The following is a 22,927-nucleotide window of genomic DNA, read 5'->3' as shown; positions in this document are numbered from 1 at the left end:
GCGTCACGCGAGTGTTAGGGGATGGCTAATACGCCTTCAGTCCCGCAGCAGTTCATTCACGCCGGTTTTCGAGCGGGTCTGCGCGTCCACCGTCTTCACGATCACGGCGCAGGCGAGCGACGGGCCGCCCTTGGGATCGGGCAGCGTGCCAGGCACGACGACGGAGTAAGGCGGCACCTTGCCATAGATGATCTCGCCGGTGGCCCGGTAGACGATCTTGGTGGACTGGGTGATGAACACGCCCATGGCGAGGACGGAGCCCTCACCGACGACGACGCCTTCGACCACTTCCGAGCGGGCGCCGATGAAGCAGTTGTCTTCAATGATGGTGGGGTTGGCCTGCAGCGGCTCCAGCACGCCGCCGATGCCGGTGCCGGCGGAGATGTGGCAGTTAGCGCCAACCTGCGCGCAGGAGCCGACCGAGGCCCAGGTGTCGATCATCGTGCCTTCGCCGACATAGGCGCCGATATTCACGTAGGACGGCATCAGCACGGCATTCTTGGCCACATAGGCACCGCGGCGCACGGCCGATGGCGGCACGGCGCGGAAGCCGGCTTCCTGGAATTCCTTGGCGCCCCAGCCTTCAAACTTGGAAGGAACCTTGTCCCACCAAGCCCCGCCGCCGGGCACGCCGTCGATGACGCCATTGGCGTTGAGGCGGAAGGAGAGGAGCACGGCCTTCTTCAGCCATTGATGCACGGTCCAGCTGCCATCGGCTTCCTTCGTGGCGACGCGGGCCTCGCCGCTGTCGAGCAGGCTGATGGCGGCGTCGACCGCGTCGCGCACTTCGCCAGTGGTCGAGGTGGAGAGCGCGTCGCGCTTCTCCCAGGCAGCATCGATTACACGGGCAAGGGCGTCGGTCATGGCATCTCTCTTCAGCTTATTTCTTGGCAGTCAGGCTCGACACCGCCGTATCGAGGAAACCGGCGAGGTCGCCGGTGACATAATCGATGTGCCCGGGGCCGTCATCCCCGAAAGCGTCCCCTGCCCCGGCGGGACGGGCCTCGATGGGCTCGTGGCTCCAGTCCTTTTCCGAATGGACAAGCACGGTGGTGAAGCCAAGGGATTTAGCGGGCTTCAGATTGCGGGCAAGATCCTCGAAGAAGATTGCCCCTTCCGGCCGGACCTGATGGGCCTGGCAGAAGGTCTGATAGGCATCCAGATGGGGCTTGGGCCGGTAGGCGGCTTCCTCGATGCCGAAACTGTCATGGAAGAGGTGGGCGATACCCATCTTCTCGGTCACCCGTTCGGCATGGCGGCGCGAGCCATTGGTGTAGACGAACTTGCGGCCCGGCAGCGCGGCCAGCGCCGTGCGCAGGTTCGGCAGATCCGGCAGGGGCGACAGGTCGATCTCGTGGACATAGTGCAGGAATTCTGCCGGATCGAGCTTGTGAACCTGCATCAGCCCCGACAGCGTGGTGCCATACTGAGCGTAGTAGGATTTCTGCAGCTTGCGAGCGTCGGCGCGCTCAAGCTGAAGGTAGCGGGAGACGAAATCGGTCATCCGCGTGTCAATCTCGGCGAAGAGATCGCATTCGGCCGGATAGAGGGTGTTGTCGAGATCGAACACCCAGTCCTGAACATGGCCGAAACCGGTATCGCCCTTCCCGTCCCGGCCGCTCATTTCCGGGTGGCCTCGGTGAAGTCGCGGGCGAAGAATTCATACACGAGCTTGCGCTCGACCGGGGCGGGCGTGCGGGTGAAGAGGGCGGTGCGGTAGGCAGAGTCCTCGCAATCCTCGCGGCCGGAGATGGCAAACTTCGCCCGGCCGACGCAGAAAGCCTCATTGGCGTTGGCCAGCGTGCGCAGCTGGGCGCCGTCTTCCATCTCGGCATAGACGAAATGTTCCGAGCCCCGCAGCGGACGGTCGATCACGCGGGCGCAGCCGCCTGCCTCGATCCGCCACCAGCCACGGCTTTCCCAGCCTTCCGGGCTGCGCCGGGCAATGGCGCTCCAGATGCGGTTCTTGGTCCGGTTACAGAGGGTGAAGCCGACATTGCGGCCCCGCTCCTCGGCGGCCTGTTCGAGATAATCGATCAGGTCAGCGTCGGAGAGGTTTGCCGGCAGGCCGCGCAGCTTCAGGAAGTCGGCAATCGCGGCGCGTGTGCGCTGGCCGATGAAGCCGTCCACATTGCTGGAGACAACCCCGGCCTCGTCCAGCAGGCGCTGCAGCCCGGCATTGCGGGCAGCGTCTTCCGAATAGTTCTCGATCTCGGTGAAGAGGTTGGTCCAGCTGCCATCCCTTGTGATGTCGACCGGGCGGAAGCCCTGCGTTTCAAGCCCCATTGCCGCGCAGTCCGGCGGGCTTTCCAGCGAGAAGGCGCCGGTGGGGTCCACGCACAGATCCTTGCGCCCGCCCCATTCCCGCCCGCCGCCAAGATGGGCGGAGGAGGTGCGGCCATAGAGATAGTGCATGCCGGCTTTCAGCGGGCCGGCCAGCGCGATGCGGCAGGCGCCGGGGTGCAGCTTCGTCCAGCCTTCGACCGTGATGCCGCTGCCTTCCTCATGGCCGACGGCGGCCTCGATGACATAGCTGGTGCGATTGCACAGCTTCCAGCCTTCCCCTTCCTGCGCACCGGCAGGCAACAGCAGGACGACCAGCGAGGCGATCGCCAGAACTACAATTCTAAGAAACCAGCGTTCCAGCGCCATGTTCGGTGAACAGCTCCATGAGCAGGGCATGCGGCGCACGCCCATCCAGAATAACCGCCGCCCCGACACCATGATTTACGGATTGCGCCGCTGTTTCAAGCTTCGGAATCATACCGCCTACAGCTGTGCCGTCCTTGATCAGCGCGCCGACCTCTGCCGCCGGGATTTCGCGGATCAGCTGTTTCTGCTTGTCGAGCACGCCGGCAACGTCCGTCATCAGAATGAGGCGGCTGGCTTTCAGGGCCGAGGCGAGCGCGCCGGCAGCGGTATCTGCGTTGACATTGTAGCGCGCGCCATCTGCGCCCACGCCGACCGGAGCCACCACGGGGATCAGCGCCGCATCGGCCTGCAGCAGCGCGTTGAGCACGCTGGTATCGACTTCGCTGGGCTCTCCCACGAAGCCCAGATCGACGATCTGTTCGATATGGCTGTCAGGATCGCGCGTGGTGCGCGTGGCCTTCTCCGCCCGCAGAAGGTTTCCGTCAGCGCCGGAGAGGCCCACAGCCTTGCCGCCTGACTGGTTGATGGCGCGGACGATGGATTTGTTGATCGGGCCGGAGAGCACCATCTCGACAACTTCCATCGTCGCCTCATCGGTGACGCGCAGGCCATCCTTGAATTCCGAAACGATGCCGAGCTTGTCGAGCAGCTTGCCGATCTGCGGGCCGCCGCCATGCACGATGACCGGGTGGATACCCAGGGCCTTCAGCAGCACCACATCGCGCGCAAAGCTCAGCGCGAGGCTGGCATCGCCCATCGCATGGCCACCGTATTTCACCACGATGGTCTGGCCGGCATAGCGCTGGATATAGGGCAGAGCCTCGGAGAGGGTGCGGGCGGTGAACTGGGCGTCGGAATGGGTCGTCATGGGCGGGGCTAATAGCCCGGTTTTCTGCAGGACGAAACGAATATTCTGTGGCGGCTGCAGCGGCCGCAGTGCGGGCCCTTACGAGGAACGGCCAGCTCTGTTGCTCGCCTCAACCGGGACAGGCAGAAGCTCGCCCGCCTCATTGTTCTGACGCAGGCGCGCCAGCGCAGCCAGCTCACTCTGGATACGCTGCAATTCCAGCTCACGCCCAGCCTTCTGAGTGCGCCGATAGAACAATACCCCGACCAGAACAGCGATCAGAACGAGCGGACCAACCAGCATGCAAACTCCCCTTTGCGCGCGGAATGAGCCCCTTAAGAACGATCCTGAATCCCGCGTCAAGTGTGGTTGAATATTACAGTCCGGAAAGGTGAAAAACGCCTGTTACATTTGCAAATGCATGAAGACACTGTTCGGGTCTTCAGCATAGTCACCGAAAGGTCCGGTGCAGGTGAAACCATAGCTTTCATACAGGCGCCGGGCCGGGATAAAGGCATCCATCGAACCGGTTTCGAGCCAGAGCCCGGTATAGCCCCGCGCCCTGGCAACGCCGAGAATATGTTCCAGCATTCTCCGGCCGAGGCCCCTGCCCCGCAGATGGGCGCGTGTGTGCATCGACTTGATCTCGCCCCCGCCATTGCCGAGATCCTTGAGGGCGCCGCAGCCAATGAGCGCGCCGTCTTCCCACATCGACCACACACTGACCGACGGATGGCGCAGGCCATCAATCGGCAGGAAGTGGCAGCTCCCGGGCGGCGAGGAGGCCAGCATGGTCTGGGCATGGGTGGCGATCAGATCGGCCATCTCGGCGCTGGTAAGATCGTCCGGGCGGATGTCGATGGTCATGGAAAAGGCCTTGCCGGTGAATGGTCCGGCAGAACCGCTAACCGAGCGCGGCGAGGCCTGCAATCTCTGCCCGGAGTTCGGGAATGCCAAAGCCCTTCTCTGCCGAAGTCATGCGCACGACGGGGTGGGCCGCGCCGCGTTTCTTCAGCTTCTCGGTGATCTTGGCGACGGTCTTCTCGACCTCTGCCTTCGGCACCTTGTCGACCTTGGTGAGGACGACCTGATAGGTGACGGCCGCCCCGTCCATCAGGTTCATCACCTCTTCATCCGTATCCATCAGGCCGCCGCGCCGGGCATCGACCAGCAGGAACACCCGCCGCAGGCTGGGCCGGCCGCGCAGATAGGACTTGATCAGCTTGGTCCAGGCCGCCGTCTGCGTCTTCGACACCTTGGCATAGCCAAAGCCCGGAAGGTCAACGAGGTAGAGCTTCCCCTCCCCGCCAATGTCGAAATAGTTGAGTTCGCGGGTGCGTCCCGGTTCTGCCGAGGAACGGGCCAGCTTGGCCCGGCCGGTGAGGGCGTTGATCAGGCTGGACTTGCCGACATTCGAGCGCCCGGCAAAGCAGACTTCCGCCCGGTCTGCCGGTGGCAGGCCCGACAGGCTTGCCACGCCCAGCACGAAGTCGGCCGGCCCCGCAAACAGCAGGCGGCCAGCCTCCAGGGCTTCCTCTGAGAATTCCGGGGCAGTGTCCAAGATCTATTCCGCCTGCGCCTTCTTGAGGCCGAGCCGTGTGGCAACGAACTTGCCGAGTTCGGTCTCCACCCCGTTCATCCGCATGATGATGTATTGCTGGATGAAGGTCAGCACGTTCGACCACACCCAGTACATCACGAGGCCCGCCGCAAAGCCGCCGAAGACAAACATGAACACGATCGGCATGGCCATGATGATGCGCGCCTGCATCTTGTCCGGCGGCGGCGGGGAGAGCGACTGAAGCGCCGCCATCGTCGCGCCGTAGAGGATCGGCAGGATACCGATGCCGATGATGATGCCGATGATCGGGATGCTCTTCACGTCAGCGCCGGACCAGAACGGGATCAGGCCGAAGAGGTTGCCGATGGCGGTCGGATCGGGCGCGGACAGATCCTTCAGGAACCAGAACGACTCATGGCGCATTTCCAGCGACACATAGAGCGTCTTGTAGAGCGCGTAGAAGATCGGGATGGTGAAGAGGATGGGCAGACAGCCGCCGATGGGGTTGGCCCCTTCCTCCTTGTAGAGCTTCATCAGCTCCTGCTGCTTGCGCTGGGGATCGGCCGCGAAGCGCTCATTCAGCTGCTTCATCGGCTCCTGCAGCTTCTTCAGCTTGGCCATGGATTTGAAGCTCGCATTGTAGAGCGGCACCAGCGGCAGCTTCACCAGAACGGTAAAGGCCAGGATCGACCAGCCGAATGAGCCGAGATGGCCGTTCAGCCAGTGCAGCACATAGAAGAAGGGCTTGGTCAGGAAGTAGGCCCAGCCCCAGTCGATGGCGTCGACAAAGCGCGGCAGGCCGGATTTCTCATAGCCCTGCAGCACTTCAAACTGCTTGGCGCCGGCAAAGACACGGTTCTCGACCGTGAGGCTGGCGCCGGGCGCAATCTGCACCGGTTCGGCCTCGGTGCGCACTTCCAGCGGGCCGCCACGGGCAAGGCTGGCGCGGTTGACGCTGGCCGTGAACGGACGAACCTGTTCGGGCACCAGCGCGCCCATCCAGTACATGTCGGTCAGGCCCCACCAGCCGCCCTGGTCAGAGAAGAAGGTGCCATCCTTGGATTCGCCGCTGATCTTCTTGGACTGGTAAAGAGGCTTGTATTTCTGCAGGCGCAGGTCGCCCTCAACCACGCCCATCAGGCCAAGATGGGCCGGGCCGCCGCTGGTGGCAGAAGCCGGGTCGGTGATCTCGAGGAAGCGTTTCCAGTCGCCATGGCGCTCCAGCGAGCCGATGGCGCGAACCGTGCGCGCCGCGCCGGACGTATTGGTCAGCGTATCGCGGAAGGTGAACATGTAATTGGCGTCGATCGAGATTTCCCGGTCGATGGTCATGCCTTCGGTTTCAAGGCGCAGGGTGACCGGCGAGGCGGTCGTCAGCGTGCTGCCGCCCACCTGGGTCCAGGCAGAATTGCGCCCGGCCACCAGCGTGTTGCCGTCTGCCCAGTAATAGGTGGCGAAATAGCCCGCTTCGGCGGCTTCAGGACGCAGGAGGCGGATTTCCTCCACCCGGTCGACCGTGGTGTAGAACTGCTTGAGGCTGAGATCGTCGATGCGCGCGCCGGCCAGACGGATCGTTCCGTCAACGGCGTCAGCGTTGAACTTAACCCGCTCCCCTTCAGACAGGGCAGCTTCCAGCGGCTTGGGCCCCAGAACCTCGGCAACTCCGGTATCGGCGCTTGGCACCTGCGTGGCAGCGGCAAGGGCAGCCTGCTCGGCCTCATACCGCTTCTGGGCCGGCTCCATGACGAAATACTGGTACAGGAAAACGAACGCGATCATCGCCGCCATGGCGATCAGGAAGTTGCGTTGTTCTTGAGGTTCCATATCGGGTGTCCGCGGGGGCTGAGAGCGTGCCGGTCCGGCAGGCGCGGTGGCGTTTCGGGGATCAGGTGCGGGCGAGGCTTATCAGCGCGCTTTCCATATCGTCAAGCAAACGTGCCCAGCCGGTATCAAGTGTCGCTTCCCGCGCAATGAACACATAGTCCCATCCGGGGCGGCCATGCTGGGCCAGAAGGCGGCGGGCAGCTTCGCGCAGGCGGCGCTTGGCGCGGTTGCGCTCGACAGCGCCGCCAACCTTTTTCGTCGCCGTATAGCCCTCCCCGACATGCTCGCCGGGTTCATCACCGGGCCGGGCGCGCGCCTGAACCACCAGCGTCTTGCGCCGCTCGGTCACCCCGTCGCGGACATAGGTGAACTCGCGGCGGCGGCGAAGCCGGCGCAGTTCTGGCATGGGGGAGAGATCGGGCGACATTGCCACAACGCCGGAAACCCGGCGCAGGGAAGCTCCGTCAGGCCGTCAGCGTCTTGCGGCCCTTGGCGCGGCGGCGCGCCAGAACCTTACGGCCGTTCTTCGTGGCCATACGCTCGCGGAAACCATGCGTGCGCTTACGGCGAAGGTTGCTCGGCTGGAATGTACGTTTCATCGGTCTGCCCTGACGGCTTGAATTCTGGAAAGCGCGGCCAATACAGGCCGGGCGGGTGAAGGTCAAGCGGGGCCTGCGGGAATTCCCGCTCCCCCGGCTGACAGATTGCAGCTCTACTGCCTGAGCCCGGTTTACACTTTCCTGCCACACACGGCGTTATCTGTAACGCAGCATCTGAAGGCAGAGGGGTATCGATGATCCGTTTTGGCGCGTTTCTGCTGGGATTGATGGGGTGTGTGGCGGGCTTCGCCCAGGCGCAGAGCGCCGGAGAGGCCCCGGTCCCGGCTGCCATTGGCACGCCCCCTGCCAGCCAGCCGCTGGATTTCGACCGGCTGGACGAAAGGCTGACCCGGCTTTCCCGCGAGGATGACATGGTCGGGCTGGCCGTGGCGGTGATCGAAAACGGCGAGATCACCTTCGCGCGCGGCTATGGCGTCACCGCCTATGGCGAAGCCCCGGTCACCCGCAACACCGTCTTCCGCTGGGCCTCGCTGTCAAAAGGCGTCGCCAGCAGCCTCACAGCAAAGCTCGCCAATGAGGGCCGGTTTGCGCTGGACGATACCCTCGCCTCGTTCAAGACCAGCCTGCGCCTGCCCGGCAAGGGCGAAGAGGCGGCCACTCTGGAAGACCTGCTGGCCCACCGGGTCGGCGTTGTTTCCAATGCTTATGACACGATGCTGGAAGATGGCCGCAACCCGGCCGACATCCGCCGCAGCCTTGCGGGCCTCAAGGTCGTCTGCCCGATCCGCGATTGCCACTCCTATCAGAATGTCGCCTTCGACGCGGTGACCGAGATCGTCGAGGCCACCACCGGCATGTCCTATGGCGCGGCGGTGGATGCGACCCTCTTCAAGCCCCTGCAGATGACCACCGCCAGCACCGGCCGCGCCGGGCTGGTCGGCTCTGCCTCCTGGGCCAAGCCCTATGAAATGAAGCGCGGCGCGCCCCAGCCCGTGCGCCAGACAGTGAAAGAGCCCTACTACCGGGTGCCTGCTGCCGGCGGCGTCAATGGCTCGATCCTCGACCTGGCCCAGTTTGCCCGCGCCCAGATGGGCCTGGCGCCCGATGTGCTGACGCCCGAAACGCTGGTCACGCTGCACACCCCCCGCGTCTATACCCCGCGCGAGCAGTCCCGCCTTGGCAACCAGTATGAAAACCGGATGCGCGACGCCCGCTACGGCCTTGGCTGGCGCACCTACAAATACGACATCACCGGCGCCCGCGTAGTGGGCCATCGCGGCGCGGTGGAGGGGTATCGTTCGCTGATGCTGTTTGACCCCGAACTTGATTCCGGCGTGGTGGTGCTCTGGAACTCCAACTCCCGCCGCCCGGTCGGCATCGAGCTGGAAGTGATGGACATGATCTATGGCCTGCCCCCGCATGACTGGATGCGGATCGACCCGCCCGCCTTCGGGGCCGCGAAATAGCCCCCGTTTCCCTGACGGCGCTTTTGGCCTAAGTCTCCGGCCGTGAGCGAGCCTGACCTGTCCCCGGACCAAGCCCCGCAGCGCCGCGCCCGGCGCCTGACGGAGAGCCTTGCTGCGCGCCTGTTCGCGCTGACTCTGGGGGCAATCCTGCTGACCGAGGCGCTGGTCTTCATCCCCACGGCGGGCAATGTGCGCACGCAATGGCTGACCGAACGCGCCCAGGCCGCCCGTATCGCCGCCCTTGCCCTTGAAGCGGCGCCGATGCGCGAAGTGTCTGAAGAACTCTCCAGCAGCCTGCTGCAGAAGGCCGAGGTTCTGGCCGTCACCGAGGTGGAAGACGGCATGCGCTTCCAGCTGCTCGCCCCGGCCATGGAGATCGAAGAAGCTCCCACCCGTATCGTGGACCTGCGCGCGGGCGGCATGATGGGCCGAGGCGCCGCGGCGCTGGGGGAATATTTCGCGCCCGAGGGCGAAATGCTGGTCATCCTGGCCGAAGGCTCCGAAACCGGGCGCGTCATCGAGGTCGTGGTGCCCCAGGCGCCGCTGAAGAAAACGATGGTCGAACTTGCCTGGCGGGTGACCGGCTTCTCGCTGATCATCGCGCTGGTGGCGGCGGCGGTGATCTACCTTGTGCTCAACGCTGTCGTCGTCGGCCCGATAAGGCGGGTGACCGTCAGCGTGGAACAGTTCAGCCGCGATCCCGGCAGCTGGACCCGGCGCCTCTCCCCCACCCGGCGCCGCGACGAGATCGGCCGTGCCCAGAACGCCCTGGCCGGCATGGAAGAAGTCGTCGCCGACTCCTTCCGCCAGCGCGCCCACCTGGCCGAGCTTGGCAGCGCGGTGGCCAAGATCAACCATGACCTGCGCAATTCGCTCGCCTCCGCCCAGCTTGTTTCCGATGGCCTTGCCGCCTCGGAAGACCCCCGCGTGCAGCGCGCGGCCCCGCGCCTCAAGCGGGCGCTGGAACGCGCCATTGAACTGGCCACCGCCACCCTCGACTATGGCAAGGCCGCGCCGCGCGCGCCGGTGATGCAGACCGCGCGCCTGCTGAGCGTGTTGCAGGGGGCTGCCGAAGAGGCGCTGGTGGAAAACGGCTTGAAAACGCGGATCGATGTGCCCGAAACCCTGGTCATCCGCTCGGACGCCGACCATCTTCACCGCATCGCGGCCAACCTCATCCGCAATGCCGCCGAGGCGATGCGGCAGGTCAGCACCCCTGATCCGGAAATCTGGATACGGATCGAAACCGGCGCGCTGATGTTTGCCGATAATGGCCCCGGCGTGCCGGAAAAGACGCAGGAAAATCTCTTCCGCCCCTTCTCCGGCTCCGGCCGGGTGGGCGGCACGGGGCTGGGCCTCGTCATCGCTCATGAGCTGGCGCAGGCCCTGGGCGGCAACCTCACGCTCGCCTCAACCGGCCCGGAAGGCACCGTCTTCCGCCTCGTCCTGCCAGGCCTTGAGGCATGAGTGCCTACGCCCCGGCGCCCGCGCCGGTTTCCTATATCTACCGCGACGAATACCTGATCCTGATCGACAAGCCATCCGGCCTTCTCTCCGTGCCCGGACGGGGCGCTGAGAAAGCCGACTGCGCCATTGCCCGCGTGCAGGCAGAGTTTCCAGATGCCCTCACCGTCCACCGGCTGGACATGGCCACCAGCGGACTTCTGTTAGTGGCGCGCGGCAAGGAGATGCAGCGCGCCCTCTCCGGCCTCTTCGAACGCGGCGAGGTGGAGAAATCCTATCTCGCCGATGTGTGGGGCGCGCCTGCGCCCGCGAGCGGCGAGATTGACCTGCCGCTTATTACCGACTGGCCAAACCGGCCCTTGCAGAAGGTTGATCACGACATCGGCAAGCCGAGCAGGACGCTCTATGAAACGCTTGCCGTTTCGGGGGGCAATGCCCGGCTGAAGCTGACCCCGCTGACGGGGCGCTCGCATCAGCTGCGGGTGCATCTGGCGGCGATCGGCCATCCGATCCTGGGAGATGAGTTTTATGCAGCGGGCGACGCGCTGGCGGCGCGGGAGCGTCTGGCGCTGCACGCGGCGCGGCTCGCGTTCACCCATCCGGCAACGGGTGAACGGATGGCGTTTGAAGCGCCCTGCCCGTTCTGAGGCTGCAGGCAAGAGAACCAGTGTCATCCTCCTTGTCATCCCGGCGAAAGCCGGGAAACAGAAAAACCAACGCAGAGTAAGCCCTCCCCTGGGGGCCGGCTTTCGCCGGGATGACAGGACGGGGGGATGAGTTTTGTAAAATGTATCGAGGGCGGTTGACCCGCTTGCCCCACTCATATATTGAATAACGATAAGAACCTGAGGAGCCGCCCATGCATGCTGAACTCGTTCGCGTTGCGTTGCACGAAGTCGACATCAAGATCGTTTCGGGGGATCGGATGCATGTGCTGCAATGGCGGCGCAACCTGCTCTGGGATGAAGTCCTGCTCGATGGCAAGCGCCAGGCGGCCAGCCATGGCCTCTGGGGCCGGGAAAAAGTCTATGGCCTCGTCTTCGGGCGCGATCTGGAAGGGCGCGGCGGCGAGCAGGTGATGCTGATCCTCGATCCGGCCCAATCCTACGATTTCAGCCATGTGGGCGAGCGCATCCGCGGTGTGCGCCTGGAAGGCAAGGATGGCGCGCTCGTCTCCTATGGCTCGCTGGAGGCCAACGCCCTGAAAAAGCCCGCCACCTTCTCCGACTGGATGAAGAAATCCATGGGCATGGACTGGGGCGAGGAAACCACCCGCCGCCCGAACTGATCCTCCGCCTGCGGCCTAATTCTCTTCGGCGATCCGCACGAGATTTGCGTCCATCTCTCCGATGATGGAGGGCGCCTCGGCCGGCCGGTCATTGGCATAGACGGCAAAGATCAGCGTCTGGCCGCTGCGCGCGGTCATGTAGCCCGAGAGCGCGTTGACGCCGTGGAGCGAGCCGGTCTTGGCGAAGATTTTCCCCTCAAGCGAGGTGCCCTTGAAGCGGCGGGCCAGCGTGCCGCTTTCTCCGCCCACGGGCATCATCGCGCGCCAGTCATTCCCCCAGGACTGGGCAGCCGCCCAGCGCAGGAAGGCCGCCATGCCGCGCGGGGTGACACGGTTATAGGTGGAAAGGCCCGAGCCATCGAAGAGTTCGGCTTCGACCGGCGTGAGCCCGGCTTCGGCTACCAGCGCGGTGAGGATTTCGGGGCCGCCTTCGGGGGAAAGCTCGCCCCGCGCCAGCGCGATGCGGCGCAGCAGCAGCTCGGCGTGCAGGTTCTGGCTGTTGACGAGGATGCGCCGGATGCTGTCAGCCACGGGCGCAGGCGTGAGGCGGGCAATGAGGGTGGGCGGCGGCGCATCTGCGGCGGGTTCATGGCGCGCGCGCATCAGCCCTTCCACGGTCACGCCGCGTTCGCTCAGAAGCACGATCAGGCGCAGCGCCGCCGATTCCGCCGGATCGCGGACAGCCACGGCATAGGTGCGCGGGGCGGCGTCTGCCGGGATGTAGCCGGCGAGCCTGAGTATCTCCAGGCCCGGCACGCGCTGCAGGCGCAGGGAGGGCTCGCTGCCTGCCGGGGCTGTGATGAGGTCGTTGTCCACGAGGAGCAGGTCGTCACCCGGCGCCCAGCGGTAGGTTGCCGGGTCTCCGGGCGCGGCGCCCGGCGAGACGATGAGGCCCAGCGTGTTCTCGTTGACGGTCAGGGCAGAAACCGGCGCGGTGTAGTACCAGACGAAATTGTTCCAGCTCCACCCCTGCCCCCAGGGCGCGGCCGGCAGCAGCGTGTCGTCGCCGATCACATCATGCACGCGCGTGATGCCCGCAGCGACAGCGGCGTCAGCCAGCTGATGCAGGCAGTTATTCACGCAAGCCGCGCTGTCCATCAGGCCGGGATCGCCTGCGCCCATCAGCACAAGATCAGGCGCCTCGCCTTGCCCGCGCGGCGCCAGCCAGAGCGATGTGCCCGCCTCTGGATCAGGCACATCCAGCCCGGAGAGATAGTGAAAGGCGGCCGCCGAAGTGAACACCTTGGTGTTGGAAGCGGGAATGAAGCGCTCATCGGCATTGAGGGAAAACACCTCCCGCCCATCCAGCGTCATGACAATCGCGCCCCAGCGCACGCCGGCCACTTCCGTCTCGGCAAAGGGCGCCGGCCGGGGCGGCTCAGCCGGTGTCGTGGTACAGGCCGAAAGCCCGAACAGCGCGGCGCCCAGGGCGGCCTTCAGGAAGCGGGGCAAGATCATCCGTAACCGTCCTTTTTTGTCTCTAGAGGCGCTTCTTGGTGCGCCCCTCATGCGCGCGGGCATTGGCGGGGTCATCGGGCCAGTCATGCTTGGGATAGCGCCCGCGCATGTCCTTGGCCATGTCCTTGTAGCCTGCGCCCCAGAAGCGGGCGAGATCCTGCGTCGCCGCCGCCGGCTTCATGCCGGGCGAGAGCAGCTCCACCGTCACCGGCACGCGGCCCGCCGCAATCTTCGGATGCTCGGTGAGGCCGTAGAAAGCCTGCGCCCGCGCAGACACCAGCGGCGCGCGCGGGTCCAGCCAATCCACCCGCGCGCTCTGGCCGGACGGCAGTTCCAGGCTCAGCGGGGCATGATTTCGCAGGGCTTCCTGCAGCGGCCAGTCCAGCGACTGGACCAGCGCCTCGCGCACATCATGGGCTTCGGGCAGCTGCGCGCCGCGCCGTTTGAGGGCCGGCTTCAGCCAGTCTGGCGCGGTTGCAACGAGGCCTTCAACCGTGAGGCCCGGCGCCTCGATAAGCCCGGCCTCGGCGAGGATGCGCAGACGGCTCAGCGTCTCTTCGACCACCTCGCCCGCCCCGATGGCGGCGAACCCGTCGGCTTCAATCGCCGCCAGCATCGCGGTGGCCGCCGCCTCTGCAGAAGGCTTGGGCAGCGGCGCTTCAGAAAGCACAATCGCGCCCAGCGCCTTTACGCGGCGCGCGGTAAACCTGCCCGTCTTCGGATCGAAGGCGGCCCGCTCCTCGGTCACCGCCTTCTGGCTGGCCAGCGCTTCGGCTTCGCTCAGCGCCAAGCCCAGCAGGATGCGCGGCTCTTTGGCAGCCCCGCCAAGGTCTGCCACGATCAGCCAGTCCGATTTCGCCAGAAGATCAGAGGGCTGAACAGCCGCTGCCCGGCCCGAGGCCATCAGATAGCTGCCTGCGCTGCCCGGCCGCCGCCGCGCCACCTGATCGGGCCAGGCCCGCGCCAGCAGCTTTGCCAGATCCCCGCCCGGCGCCGCGCCCCCGCCCCAGCTTTTTGCCTGCTGCTTCAGAGACCGCGCCCGCGGGCTGCCATCGGCGCGGAAGCGCTGCAGGCGCTGGCTGAGGTCGCTGCTGTCCCCGCCCATGCCGCGCTCGCCCATCATGGCAGCAATCTCGGCGGCGAGCGCCTTCTCCGCAGGCCCCGGCGCTGAGGCTACAAGCGCGGCAAGGCGCGGCGGCAACGGCATGCGGGCCATTTCCCTGCCCTTGGCGGTCAGCGCGCCGTCCCCGTCCAGCGCGCCCAGCGCCGTCAGCAGCGCGCGCGCGCCTTTCAGCTTGCCCGGCGGCGGCGGGTCCATCCAGGTCAGCGCGCCTGCGTCCTGCGTGCCCCATTCAGCCAAGGTGAGCGCGAGCCCGGAAAGATCCGTCACCAGAATTTCCGGCGTCGGCGCCGCCATCAGGCCGCGTGTGGCCGCTTCATCCCAGAGACGGTAGCAGACCCCCGGCGCTGTCCGCCCGGCCCGGCCCCGGCGCTGGTCTGCCGAAGCGCGGGAGGCGCGTACGGTGGTGAGCCGGCTACCCAATCCGCCGAGGTCTTCTTCGGCCACCCGCGAGAGACCGGAATCGATCACGATCCGTACGCCCTCAATCGTCAGCGCGCTTTCGGCAATGTCGGTTGCCAGCACGATCTTGCGCTTGCCGGGCGGGGCGGGCGAAACCGCCGCGTCCTGTTCCCCCGGCGACAGCGCGCCATAAAGCGGCGCAAGGATCACGTCCGGCCCCAGACCGGCGAGCGCCTCTGCCGTCCGGTTGATCTCCCGCGCGCCCGGCAGGAAAGCGAGCACCGAGCCTTCCTCCTCCCGCAAGGCCTGGCGGATCACCTTCGGCATCCGGTCTTCGATGCGCTCGTCGGATTTGCCGAGATAGCGCGTCTCCACCGGATACATCCGCCCCTCGCTCTCGATCACCGGCGCATCGATGGCGCGGGCCACGGCGGCGGTGTCGAGCGTGGCGGACATGATCAGCAAACGGAGATCCTCGCGCAGCACCGACTGCACCTCCAGCGCCAGTGCCAGGCCGAGATCGGCGTTCAGCCGCCGCTCATGGAATTCATCGAACAGCACGGCGCCAATGCCGGAAAGTTCCTGATCGGCCAGGATGCGCCGCGTGAACAGGCCATCGGTGATCACCTCGATCCGCGTCTCCTTCGACACCTTCCGGTCCACCCGCGTCGTCAGGCCGATGGTCTGGCCCACCCGCTCGCCCAGCGACGCCGCCATCCGCTCGGCCGCCATGCGCGCGGCCACCCGGCGCGGCTCCAGCAGGAGGATGCGCCCCTCGATCACCCCCGGATCGCCCAGCAGGCCCGCCAGCGCCAGCGGCACGCGCGTCGTCTTGCCCGCGCCGGGCGGGGCGGCCAGCACAAGGCGCGGTCCGGTGGCCAATGCGCGGAGAATATCCGGCATCACTTCATCAATCGGCAGGGCGTCGGCATGCTTCATCTGCCCGCTGATAGGGCGCCCCCTGCCCTGATGGCAAGCGCCCGCGTCCCTGCTGCAGTTCCGGCAGTTGCCATCGCCGCCACCGCCCCCTACCGTCGCGGCGGGTTCTAACTGGGAGTTGCGTATGAAGGGCTGGTTCGCCATTGATCTCTGGAAGCGGGTGCTGGTCGGCCTCGTTTTGGGCACGCTGATCGGCCTTGCCCTGCGCTACGGCCTCGGGCCAGAGCGCGCCGGAGAGTTCGTCACCACCTGGTTCAAACCTGTGGGTGACGCCTTCATCAACCTCATCCGCATGCTGGTCGTGCCGCTGATCTTCGTCACGCTGGTCTCCGGCGTCCTGGCGATGGGCGACCCCAAACGCCTCGGCAGTCTCGGCGGCCGCGCCCTGGCCCTTTATATGGGCACCACCATGGTCGCCATCTGCTTTGGCCTGCTGATGGGCACGCTGGTCCAGCCGGGCGCGGGCTTTGACACCTCCATCGCCTCGGCCGCAGACATCGAGGAAACCCGCTCGCGCCTTGCGGTCAACGCGCCCGCCGGCAGTGTCGGCGAACAACTCGTGCGGACCCTGCTCTCCATCATTCCGTCAAACCCGGTGGACGCCTTCGCGCGCGGCGACGTGCTGCAGATCATCTTCTTCGCCATCCTGCTCGGCGTCGGCATCATGATGACCGGCGAAATGGGCAAGCCGCTGGAGAAGCTGTTCAACTCCGGCGCCGAAGCGATGATGAAGCTGACGCTGATCGTGATGGAAACGGCCCCCTTCGGCGTGCTCGCCCTGATGGCCTGGGTGATGGGCGACCGGGGCCTCAGCGTGCTCACCGTGCTCGGCAAGATGACACTGGCCCACTATACCGCCTGTATCCTGCACATGGTCTTCACCTACGGCTTCATCGTGAAGGGCGTTCTGCGCCTGCCGCTGATCCCCTTCTTCCGCGGCGTGTTTGACGCGCAGATGGTGGCCTTCTCCACCTCGTCTTCCAACGCCACCCTGCCGATGAGCATTTCCTGCGCCACCAAGAATCTCGGCATCGGCAAGCCGGTGGCCTCCTCGGTCCTGCCGCTCGGCGCCACGATCAACATGGACGGCACCGCGCTCTATCAGGGCCTCATCGCCCTCTTTGCCGTGCAGGCGCTCGGCATCCCGATTGATCCGGGCATGTATGTGACCATCATCATCATGTCGACGCTGGTATCGATCGGCACGGCCGGCGTGCCCTCGGTCAGCCTGCTGCTGGCCACCACCACGCTCAGCATCGTCGGCGCCAGCCCCGATCAGATCGTCCTTATCATCGCCGTATTGTTCCCGTTCGACCGTATCCTCGACATGATGCGCACCGTCACCAACATCACCGGCGACCTCGCCGTCTCCACCGCCGTCGCCAAATGGGAAGGCGACCTCGACGAGGAAGTGTTCCGCGCGAGAGATCCAGTCTGACGCCAGCCGCCTCCGTTTCACAAGAAACCCGGCCCCTGATGCGGGCCGGGTTTTTTATTGCGCCAAGCGCAATCTGGAGGTTTAAGGAGAAAATTTTTAAACCTTTGGGGAGATCCAAATGCAGCGCCGGACAACGCACTTCATTGCCATCCTTGGATTGGCCGCACTCACATCGCCAGCGTACGCGGCGCCTGAGACCGAGGCACTGGAACGCGCCCGAAAAGCAGTGGAAATGCCCATCGCCGCCATTTATTCCGGCTATTCCGATGTCGGAGCTTATACCTGCTCTTATGACGGCCCGCTCATCCACTATAACGGCGGCACAACGCTTCAGCTTGTAAACTGCCTGATCGCGGCGCCGGAAAGCGCAGCCAGGCTGGTCATCACATCCGCCGGCGGAAATGTGGACTGGGCGATTTTTGCGGCGAATGTAGTCAAGCGGCGAAATCTAGAAGTCGAAGTGGTCGGCTTGTGCGCCTCCTCCTGTGCCAACTATCTGGTGCCCGTCGCGCGCCGTTTTGTGGCCGACCGGTATGCCGCCATTCTCGTGCATGGCGCGCCGATGCCCCCAGATCGTGAGCGTCTCGTGGAAGCCTTCAAACGCTCGGGTTATTCTGAAGACTCGCCGAACTTCGAAAGCTCATTACAGAACAATATGAAGAGCGATGAGCAGACATACATGCTCCACAATAACTTCGTGCGCGAATTCAATGTGGGGAGTGGCTACTATCTTCTGGAAGATGTCGCTGCAGGGCGCCGCGCACTGGGACAGGAAAATCCGAGCGGTATGATCCGCGTTGACCCGGCCACCCTGAAGGCCTGCATGCCCGGTCTCGATGCGGTCGTTGAAGAGGCAGATGTCGAGGCGCTAGGCACCCTGCTGCCTGGCTACAATATGGGATCCATCGCGGATATCCGAGGCGAGAACGCTTCCTGTTCCAAATGATCCCTACACCCATGAAAAGTCCGGCCGTCTTTCGAGGGCCGGGCTTTCTATTTGAACCGGGTGACCTAACTCAGTGCGCGGTCGGTTGCGGCTCGAAGCTCGTCTGGCTCGGCGGCAGCGACGCCGTTACCGGCGCCTGCGAGGGCAGCCAGCAGGTCACTTCAAGCCCGCCGCCCTCCACCGATTTCATGCCGACCGTGCCGCCATGCAGGTGGATGAAATGCTTCACCAGGGCGAGGCCGAGACCCGCGCCGCGCTGGTCGCCGGAGACGAAGCTGTCAAAGCTCGTCGCGCGCTTGTCGGCCTCAAGGCCGGAGCCATTGTCCCGCACGCTGAGCGTAATCATCTCGCCCATGCGCTGGGCTGCCACCACGATCTCTCCGCCCGGCTCGGTAAAGCGCAGCGAGTTGGAGATGAGGTTGAACAATACCTGCTTGATCCGGCGCTCGTCGCCCCGCATCTGGCCGAGGCGCCCGGTAATCTCGGCGCGCACCGAAACTTCGGTATCCTCCGCCTTCGACACAACCAGTTCCACGCTCTGATGGATCACCTCTTCCAGATCCATCTCGCTGAGTTCCAGATCCAGCCGCCCGGCCTCGATCAGCGCGAGGTCGAGAATGTTCTCGATCAGCTTGTTGAGATGATCGGACGCCGAGAGGATCGCGCGCACATGGTCGGTCTGGCGCTCCGTCAGCGGACCATTGCGCTGGGTCTCCAGAAGCTCGGCATAGCCGAAGATCGTCGTCAGCGGCGAGCGCAGCTGATAGCTCACATTGCGCACGAACTCGGTCTTGAGGCGATCTGCCGCCTCGAACGCTTCGGCCCGGTCGCGCAGCGCCGATTCCACCCGCCGCGTGGCGGTCACATCGGCAAAGGCGATCATCGTGTTTCCATCCGGCAGCGGATGGGTCAGGTAAGTCAGCAACGAGCCATCCGAGCGGCGCATCTCGCCGGTGGTGGACTGGCGGGCCGAGGGGTCGGTGATGTGAACCTTGATGCCTTCCCAGATATCCATGTCATGGAACAGCGGCACACAGCCCCGGATCACATCATCATAGTCAGGCTTGTCCTTGAGGCGGTCGGACGGAATGTCCCACACCCGCTCGAAAGCGCGGTTGTGCAGCTTCAGCCGCCCGTCTGATCCGAACACGGCAACCGCCTCGTGCAGATTGTCGAGCGTCGAGGACTGGGTCTTGATCAGCGCGTTGAAGCGCGTCTGCAGCGAGAGATGGTCGGTGATGTCCTTGAACAGCACCAGCAGCCCGCCCATCGGATGGCGCTGGCGCGTCACAGACAGCGTGCGGTTGTCGGGCAGCGACCACTTGTCTTCCTTCACCCCGTCAATGTCGAGATAGTAGGAGATCTCCTCGGCGCGCCATTCGGCATAGTTCATCCGCGCCGGGAGCTTCTTCTTCTCGCGCAGCCGGTCCAGCAGCTGGCCATGGCTGGGGCGGTCCAGCAGGAACGTCTCCTCCAGGTCCCACATGTCGCGGAAGGCCTTGTTGTAGAAATTGAGCTTCCGGTCCGGGCCGAAAATCGCAACGGCATCTGCCACATGGTTCAGCGTCTCGTCATGGGCGCGCACATGGCGGTTAAGCTCCTCGCGGGAGTTTTCCTGCTCAGTCACGTCAAACGCCATACACCCTGCGCCGCCCGACAGCGGGAAGGTCAGCACGCGCATCGCCCGGCGCTGATTGTTGATCGCGATATGCCGGGTCTCGTCATGCTCGGCCCCGTCGGTGATCGTCTTGCGCGCCTGCTCGTTCACCGCCTGGTCCAGCATCAGCTGGCGCTCCAGCACACGGTCGAGATTTCCGCCATCCACCGCTTCGATATAGGCGGGGTTGGCCCATTGCAGGCGGCCCATTCCCGAAACCCGCCAGGCCGGGAACGGCGCCTTGCCCAGCATGTCGAGGAAGGCGGTCGGGTCGCGCGCAATCACCTGCCGCGCCTCTTCCAGCTTGCCGCGGGCCGAGCTTTCCTCCAGCCCCTTGATCGTCGTGTCGTTGATCCACACCACCGCGCGCACGCCCGCCGTGCGCCCGTCCGCCTCCAGGAAGCGGCCCGACGGCCCGATGATCGTCAGCGAGAAAGGCTGCCCGCTCTCGCGCAGCTCCCGCAGGCGGATGCGCAGCGTCGTGTCCTGGCCGGCCGAATCGCGCGCCTCGAGGTCTGCGAGCCCCTCAACAATACGCACCGCCGGGTCCGGCGAGATCGCGTCATCGGTAAAACTCAGGAGGCCCGCCAGCGCCACCGGCGAGCCGTAAAGCTCGGGCGGGGTGATTTCGTCCCCGTCCAGCTCCAGCGCGTCGCCCTGCCAGACCAGGATGACCCCCGGATGGGCACCTAACACAGATTTAAGGCCGGCATTTTCCGTTTCGCGGTCACCTGCCACTTCGCGGTAGCGTTTGGCCGCCCCGCGCGCGCCATCTGACACCCTGAGCGCCCAGAGCAGCGCCCCCAGCGCCAGCAGCGCGGTGCCTATAGCCATCAGGATGGGCATCTGTTCAGCGGTCATCGAGCTACCGGGCCTCTATATATTGGCAAATCCTGCCGACCATTGCCGGCCGCGCGCAGAAACAGGCGCCGCGACTCGCGAGGGTTTATACTGGTTAATGAATGGTGCCGCGAGCGTTAAGGCGGGGTTAATACTGAGTTCAGCACGCTGGCTTCAGAACAGTCCGGCGATCGGGCCAGCCTGCAAGTTAGGTGTTGCAAAACGGCCACACCCACCTAGGTTAGTCCGATCGGCCTTTCAGGAGCTATCCCGTATGCGCGTCCTCCTTGCCAGCCTTGCCCTGTCCCTTGCCCTGCCGATGACCGCGATGGCCTCCGGCGATGGCGATCTGGCCGAGATAGACGACATCGTGCGCCTGCCCGGCCAGCAGGCCGCCGCCCGGCCCGAAAAGATGGCCCTGCCCGGCACCGATTCCGACAAGCCCAAGCGCCTCGTGCCCGGCGGCGTGCTGATCGTCAGCTTCGACGCCAATGGCGACGGCGTGATCACCCAGGAAGAGCTGCGCGAGGGCATCTCCGCCGCCTTTACCCAGGCCGATGCCAATGGCGATGGCCAGATCTCCGCGCTGGAACAGCAGGCCTGGGCCGCCAGCCTGCCGGTGCGCGACGATACCCTCGCCAATCCGGTCCGTTTCGATCCCAATCTCGACCGGATCGTCACCTATGAAGAATTCTACACGGTGATCCTGCAGCTCGCCGCCACCTATCAGGACGGCGCCGGCAACATCGCCGTGGCCGGCCTCACCGCGCCCGACAAGCCGGAGAAGGAAGACCGCCGCTTTGCGCAAGGCGGCAGCCCGCGCGGCGAAGGCCCGCCCGGCGGCCCCCAGCGCTAGGGCCCCGCCCCACCTTGACTCCGCGCGCGGTTCAGGAAACCCGTTTCCGCCATGACCCTGCCTCCCCTCCCACCCGATTTACCTGAAGTGCGCGGCAAGCTGATCCCCGGCGCAGAGCTGGCCCCCTATACCTGGTTCCGCGTCGGCGGCCCGGCAGACGCCCTCTTCCTGCCCGCCGATGAGGAAGACCTCGCCGCCTTCCTCAAGGCGCTCGATCCCGCCATCCCGGTCACCGTCCTCGGCGTCGGCTCAAACCTGATCGTGCGCGATGGCGGCATTCCCGGCATCGTCATCCGCCTGATGGGCAAATATTGGGGAGAGATCGAAGCCCTCGACGGCATCACGCTCAGCGCCCGCGCCGGCGCGCTGGACCTTGCCGTCGCCAAAGCCGCCGCCGAAAACGGCATCACCGGCCTCGAATTCCTCTCCGGCATCCCCGGCTCCCTCGGCGGGGCGACGCGCACCAATGCCGGCTGCTATGGGGCCGAGCTGCGCGACCGGCTCGTCGCCCTGCATGGCTTCCGCCGCGATGGCAGCCGCGCCGCCTATCGCGGCCCCGGCAAGCCCGGCGCCCTGCCCGAAGCCCATTTTTCCTACCGCCACACAGACCTGCCGGAGGACCTCATCGTCACCCGCCTCATCCTGGAAGGCACGGGCACGGATGATCCGGCCACCATCAGCGCCGCCATCACCGCCCTTCAGGCCCGCCGCGCCGAAACCCAGCCCATTAAAGAGAAAACCTCCGGCTCCACCTTTGCGAACCCCGATCCGCCCGGCACGCCCGATCAGCGCTCCGCCTGGAAACTGATCGACGCGGCCGGCTGCCGCGGGCTCAAGGTCGGCGGGGCCCAGGTCTCCCCCCTCCACTGCAACTTCCTGATCAACACCGGCACCGCCACCGCCGCCGACCTTGAAGCCCTCGGCGAACTGGTTCGAGCAAGGGTGCTGGAAACCTCTGGCGTCGACCTCCGCTGGGAAGTGCGGCGAATGGGCCGTGCACAGAGGGTTTAGGCAACCTCTCGGCCGCACCCCTCTCCTCCCCCGTTCACGGGGGAGGTGCCCGCAGGGCGGAGGGGGGAGCCCCACGGCACACCCCCTCCGCAAAAACACGAGCCCCGCAAGGTGGGTTCAACGGAGCGTACATTCGCACCGAACCCCACCCCATCCCTCCCCATAGCCATGGGGAGGGGGTCTGTTGCTCTGTGGGGATAGGTTCGCTCTCCACCTGCACAACCTGCCCCCTCCCCATGGCTATGGGGAGGGTTGGGGTGGGGCCCATCTCCGCCGGGCACACCCTTCCAAAGAAGCGCACCCCCCGCTTGCCAAAAAGCCCCCTCTCCCAGGGGAGAGGGGGTTGGGGGTGAGGGAGCGCAACATACCTCCCAAAACGCGTCGCCAGACGGATAACCCAGCACCCCCTCACCCCTGCCCCTCTCCCAGGGGAGAGGGGTTCAAGGTAAAGGCAGCCCGCCACCCTTCTCCTCCCCCGCCTGCGGGGGAGGTGGACGCGAAGCGGACGGAGGGGGGCGCGGCAAGGCACACCCTCAATGAACAGAACCCCGTAGGGTGGGTTAGCCGGAGGCGTAACCCACCGCGCGACACGCAGATT

General features: G+C 65.6%; 21 protein-coding genes. 8 read left to right on the top strand and 13 right to left on the bottom strand.

Annotated elements, in window-relative coordinates; translation table 11 throughout:
- Nucleotides 1-36: 36 nt before the first annotated feature.
- From dapD to rpmH, 10 genes are all read right to left on the bottom strand, one after another.
- Nucleotides 37-864, bottom strand: coding sequence for a 2,3,4,5-tetrahydropyridine-2,6-dicarboxylate N-succinyltransferase (gene dapD, locus C0456_RS12040; RefSeq protein ID WP_291052298.1), 828 nt, complete (start codon nt 862-864; stop codon nt 37-39).
- Between the two features lie 16 nt (nt 865-880).
- On the bottom strand, nt 881-1,624 hold the full coding sequence (locus tag C0456_RS12035) for a pyrimidine 5'-nucleotidase (RefSeq protein ID WP_291052295.1): 744 nt from the start codon (nt 1,622-1,624) through the stop codon (nt 881-883).
- Entirely contained in the window at nt 1,621-2,652 is a 1,032-nt protein-coding gene (locus C0456_RS12030; RefSeq protein ID WP_291052293.1) for a DUF1036 domain-containing protein, read from the bottom strand. Before C0456_RS12030 ends, C0456_RS12035 begins: the two co-directional genes overlap by 4 nt.
- A complete protein-coding gene (gene argB, locus C0456_RS12025) occupies nt 2,627-3,520 on the bottom strand; it encodes an acetylglutamate kinase (RefSeq protein WP_291052290.1) in 894 nt (297 codons plus the stop codon). Before argB ends, C0456_RS12030 begins: the two co-directional genes overlap by 26 nt.
- 78 nt (nt 3,521-3,598) lie before the next feature.
- Nucleotides 3,599-3,802 (bottom strand): hypothetical protein, encoded by a 204-nt coding sequence (locus C0456_RS12020; RefSeq protein WP_291052287.1) that lies wholly within the window; start codon nt 3,800-3,802, stop codon nt 3,599-3,601.
- A 102-nt stretch (nt 3,803-3,904) separates the two neighbouring features.
- A complete protein-coding gene (locus C0456_RS12015; protein WP_291052284.1) occupies nt 3,905-4,366 on the bottom strand; it encodes a GNAT family N-acetyltransferase in 462 nt (153 codons plus the stop codon).
- Nucleotides 4,367-4,403: 37 nt separating this feature from the next.
- Nucleotides 4,404-5,063: a ribosome biogenesis GTP-binding protein YihA/YsxC gene (gene yihA / locus C0456_RS12010; protein WP_367179261.1), complete on the bottom strand. Its 660-nt coding sequence runs from the start codon at nt 5,061-5,063 to the stop codon at nt 4,404-4,406.
- The gene (yidC, locus tag C0456_RS12005) at nt 5,064-6,884 is read right to left on the bottom strand and encodes a membrane protein insertase YidC (RefSeq protein WP_291052278.1); all 1,821 of its coding nucleotides are present in this window, start codon (nt 6,882-6,884) and stop codon (nt 5,064-5,066) included.
- 61 nt (nt 6,885-6,945) lie between these two features.
- Nucleotides 6,946-7,311, bottom strand: a complete 366-nt coding sequence (rnpA, locus tag C0456_RS12000) for a ribonuclease P protein component (protein WP_367179258.1) — start codon at nt 7,309-7,311, stop codon at nt 6,946-6,948.
- A gap of 37 nt (nt 7,312-7,348) precedes the next feature.
- Nucleotides 7,349-7,483, bottom strand: coding sequence for a 50S ribosomal protein L34 (gene rpmH / locus C0456_RS11995; protein ID WP_035593776.1), 135 nt, complete (start codon nt 7,481-7,483; stop codon nt 7,349-7,351).
- A gap of 194 nt (nt 7,484-7,677) precedes the next feature.
- On the opposite strand from rpmH, the gene C0456_RS11990 reads away from it, so the two are divergent.
- The 4 genes from C0456_RS11990 (at nt 7,678) to C0456_RS11975 (ending at nt 11,662) form a co-directional block, all read left to right on the top strand.
- Nucleotides 7,678-8,910: a serine hydrolase domain-containing protein gene (locus tag C0456_RS11990; protein ID WP_291052271.1), complete on the top strand. Its 1,233-nt coding sequence runs from the start codon at nt 7,678-7,680 to the stop codon at nt 8,908-8,910.
- A gap of 42 nt (nt 8,911-8,952) precedes the next feature.
- Complete coding sequence (locus tag C0456_RS11985) at nt 8,953-10,377, top strand: HAMP domain-containing sensor histidine kinase (protein ID WP_291052267.1); 1,425 nt, start codon at nt 8,953-8,955, stop codon at nt 10,375-10,377.
- On the top strand, nt 10,374-11,021 hold the full coding sequence (locus C0456_RS11980; protein ID WP_291052263.1) for a pseudouridine synthase: 648 nt from the start codon (nt 10,374-10,376) through the stop codon (nt 11,019-11,021). Before C0456_RS11985 ends, C0456_RS11980 begins: the two co-directional genes overlap by 4 nt.
- Nucleotides 11,022-11,233: 212 nt before the next feature.
- A complete protein-coding gene (locus C0456_RS11975) occupies nt 11,234-11,662 on the top strand; it encodes a hypothetical protein (RefSeq protein ID WP_291052261.1) in 429 nt (142 codons plus the stop codon).
- A 15-nt stretch (nt 11,663-11,677) separates the two neighbouring features.
- On the opposite strand, the gene dacB is transcribed toward C0456_RS11975, so the two are convergent.
- Nucleotides 11,678-13,120, bottom strand: coding sequence for a D-alanyl-D-alanine carboxypeptidase/D-alanyl-D-alanine-endopeptidase (dacB, locus tag C0456_RS11970; RefSeq protein ID WP_291052258.1), 1,443 nt, complete (start codon nt 13,118-13,120; stop codon nt 11,678-11,680).
- Nucleotides 13,121-13,142: 22 nt separating this feature from the next.
- On the bottom strand, nt 13,143-15,581 hold the full coding sequence (hrpB, locus tag C0456_RS11965) for an ATP-dependent helicase HrpB (protein WP_291052256.1): 2,439 nt from the start codon (nt 15,579-15,581) through the stop codon (nt 13,143-13,145).
- 124 nt (nt 15,582-15,705) lie between these two features.
- On the opposite strand from hrpB, the gene C0456_RS11960 reads away from it, so the two are divergent.
- Together C0456_RS11960 and C0456_RS11955 are read left to right on the top strand one after the other, a co-directional pair.
- Nucleotides 15,706-17,019, top strand: coding sequence for a dicarboxylate/amino acid:cation symporter (locus C0456_RS11960; RefSeq protein ID WP_291052254.1), 1,314 nt, complete (start codon nt 15,706-15,708; stop codon nt 17,017-17,019).
- 118 nt (nt 17,020-17,137) lie between these two features.
- Nucleotides 17,138-17,965, top strand: coding sequence for a hypothetical protein (locus tag C0456_RS11955; protein WP_291052251.1), 828 nt, complete (start codon nt 17,138-17,140; stop codon nt 17,963-17,965).
- Nucleotides 17,966-18,035: 70 nt separating this feature from the next.
- Here C0456_RS11955 and C0456_RS11950 read toward each other — a convergent pair whose 3' ends face one another.
- A complete protein-coding gene (locus C0456_RS11950; RefSeq protein WP_291052248.1) occupies nt 18,036-20,483 on the bottom strand; it encodes a PAS domain-containing sensor histidine kinase in 2,448 nt (815 codons plus the stop codon).
- Nucleotides 20,484-20,736: 253 nt separating this feature from the next.
- On the opposite strand from C0456_RS11950, the gene C0456_RS11945 reads away from it, so the two are divergent.
- Together C0456_RS11945 and murB are read left to right on the top strand one after the other, a co-directional pair.
- Nucleotides 20,737-21,318: a hypothetical protein gene (locus C0456_RS11945; RefSeq protein WP_291052245.1), complete on the top strand. Its 582-nt coding sequence runs from the start codon at nt 20,737-20,739 to the stop codon at nt 21,316-21,318.
- Nucleotides 21,319-21,369: 51 nt separating this feature from the next.
- Nucleotides 21,370-22,329, top strand: a complete 960-nt coding sequence (murB, locus tag C0456_RS11940) for a UDP-N-acetylmuramate dehydrogenase (protein WP_291052242.1) — start codon at nt 21,370-21,372, stop codon at nt 22,327-22,329.
- Nucleotides 22,330-22,927: the final 598 nt, after the last annotated feature.

It is taken from the genome of Hyphomonas sp. (assembly GCF_013823385.1).
Classification (GTDB): Bacteria; Pseudomonadota; Alphaproteobacteria; order Caulobacterales; family Hyphomonadaceae; genus Hyphomonas.
Note: the sequence above shows the minus strand (reverse complement) of the source record. Positions and strands in the feature narration are given on the sequence as shown.

Bases quoted from the DNA above. Each gene is read 5' to 3' on its own strand.
- dapD (WP_291052298.1), bottom strand. From the start codon at position 864: ATGACCGACGCCCTTGCCCGTGTAATCGATGCTGCCTGGGAGAAGCGC.
- C0456_RS12035 (WP_291052295.1), bottom strand. From the start codon at position 1,624: ATGAGCGGCCGGGACGGGAAGGGCGATACCGGTTTCGGCCATGTTCAG.
- C0456_RS12030 (WP_291052293.1), bottom strand. From the start codon at position 2,652: ATGGCGCTGGAACGCTGGTTTCTTAGAATTGTAGTTCTGGCGATCGCC.
- argB (WP_291052290.1), bottom strand. From the start codon at position 3,520: ATGACGACCCATTCCGACGCCCAGTTCACCGCCCGCACCCTCTCCGAG.
- C0456_RS12020 (WP_291052287.1), bottom strand. From the start codon at position 3,802: ATGCTGGTTGGTCCGCTCGTTCTGATCGCTGTTCTGGTCGGGGTATTG.
- C0456_RS12015 (WP_291052284.1), bottom strand. From the start codon at position 4,366: ATGACCATCGACATCCGCCCGGACGATCTTACCAGCGCCGAGATGGCC.
- yidC (WP_291052278.1), bottom strand. From the start codon at position 6,884: ATGGAACCTCAAGAACAACGCAACTTCCTGATCGCCATGGCGGCGATG.
- rnpA (WP_367179258.1), bottom strand. From the start codon at position 7,311: ATGTCGCCCGATCTCTCCCCCATGCCAGAACTGCGCCGGCTTCGCCGC.
- rpmH (WP_035593776.1), bottom strand. From the start codon at position 7,483: ATGAAACGTACATTCCAGCCGAGCAACCTTCGCCGTAAGCGCACGCAT.
- C0456_RS11990 (WP_291052271.1), top strand. From the start codon at position 7,678: ATGATCCGTTTTGGCGCGTTTCTGCTGGGATTGATGGGGTGTGTGGCG.
- C0456_RS11980 (WP_291052263.1), top strand. From the start codon at position 10,374: ATGAGTGCCTACGCCCCGGCGCCCGCGCCGGTTTCCTATATCTACCGC.
- C0456_RS11975 (WP_291052261.1), top strand. From the start codon at position 11,234: ATGCATGCTGAACTCGTTCGCGTTGCGTTGCACGAAGTCGACATCAAG.
- dacB (WP_291052258.1), bottom strand. From the start codon at position 13,120: ATGATCTTGCCCCGCTTCCTGAAGGCCGCCCTGGGCGCCGCGCTGTTC.
- hrpB (WP_291052256.1), bottom strand. From the start codon at position 15,581: ATGAAGCATGCCGACGCCCTGCCGATTGATGAAGTGATGCCGGATATT.
- C0456_RS11960 (WP_291052254.1), top strand. From the start codon at position 15,706: ATGAAGGGCTGGTTCGCCATTGATCTCTGGAAGCGGGTGCTGGTCGGC.
- C0456_RS11955 (WP_291052251.1), top strand. From the start codon at position 17,138: ATGCAGCGCCGGACAACGCACTTCATTGCCATCCTTGGATTGGCCGCA.
- C0456_RS11950 (WP_291052248.1), bottom strand. From the start codon at position 20,483: ATGACCGCTGAACAGATGCCCATCCTGATGGCTATAGGCACCGCGCTG.
- C0456_RS11945 (WP_291052245.1), top strand. From the start codon at position 20,737: ATGCGCGTCCTCCTTGCCAGCCTTGCCCTGTCCCTTGCCCTGCCGATG.
- murB (WP_291052242.1), top strand. From the start codon at position 21,370: ATGACCCTGCCTCCCCTCCCACCCGATTTACCTGAAGTGCGCGGCAAG.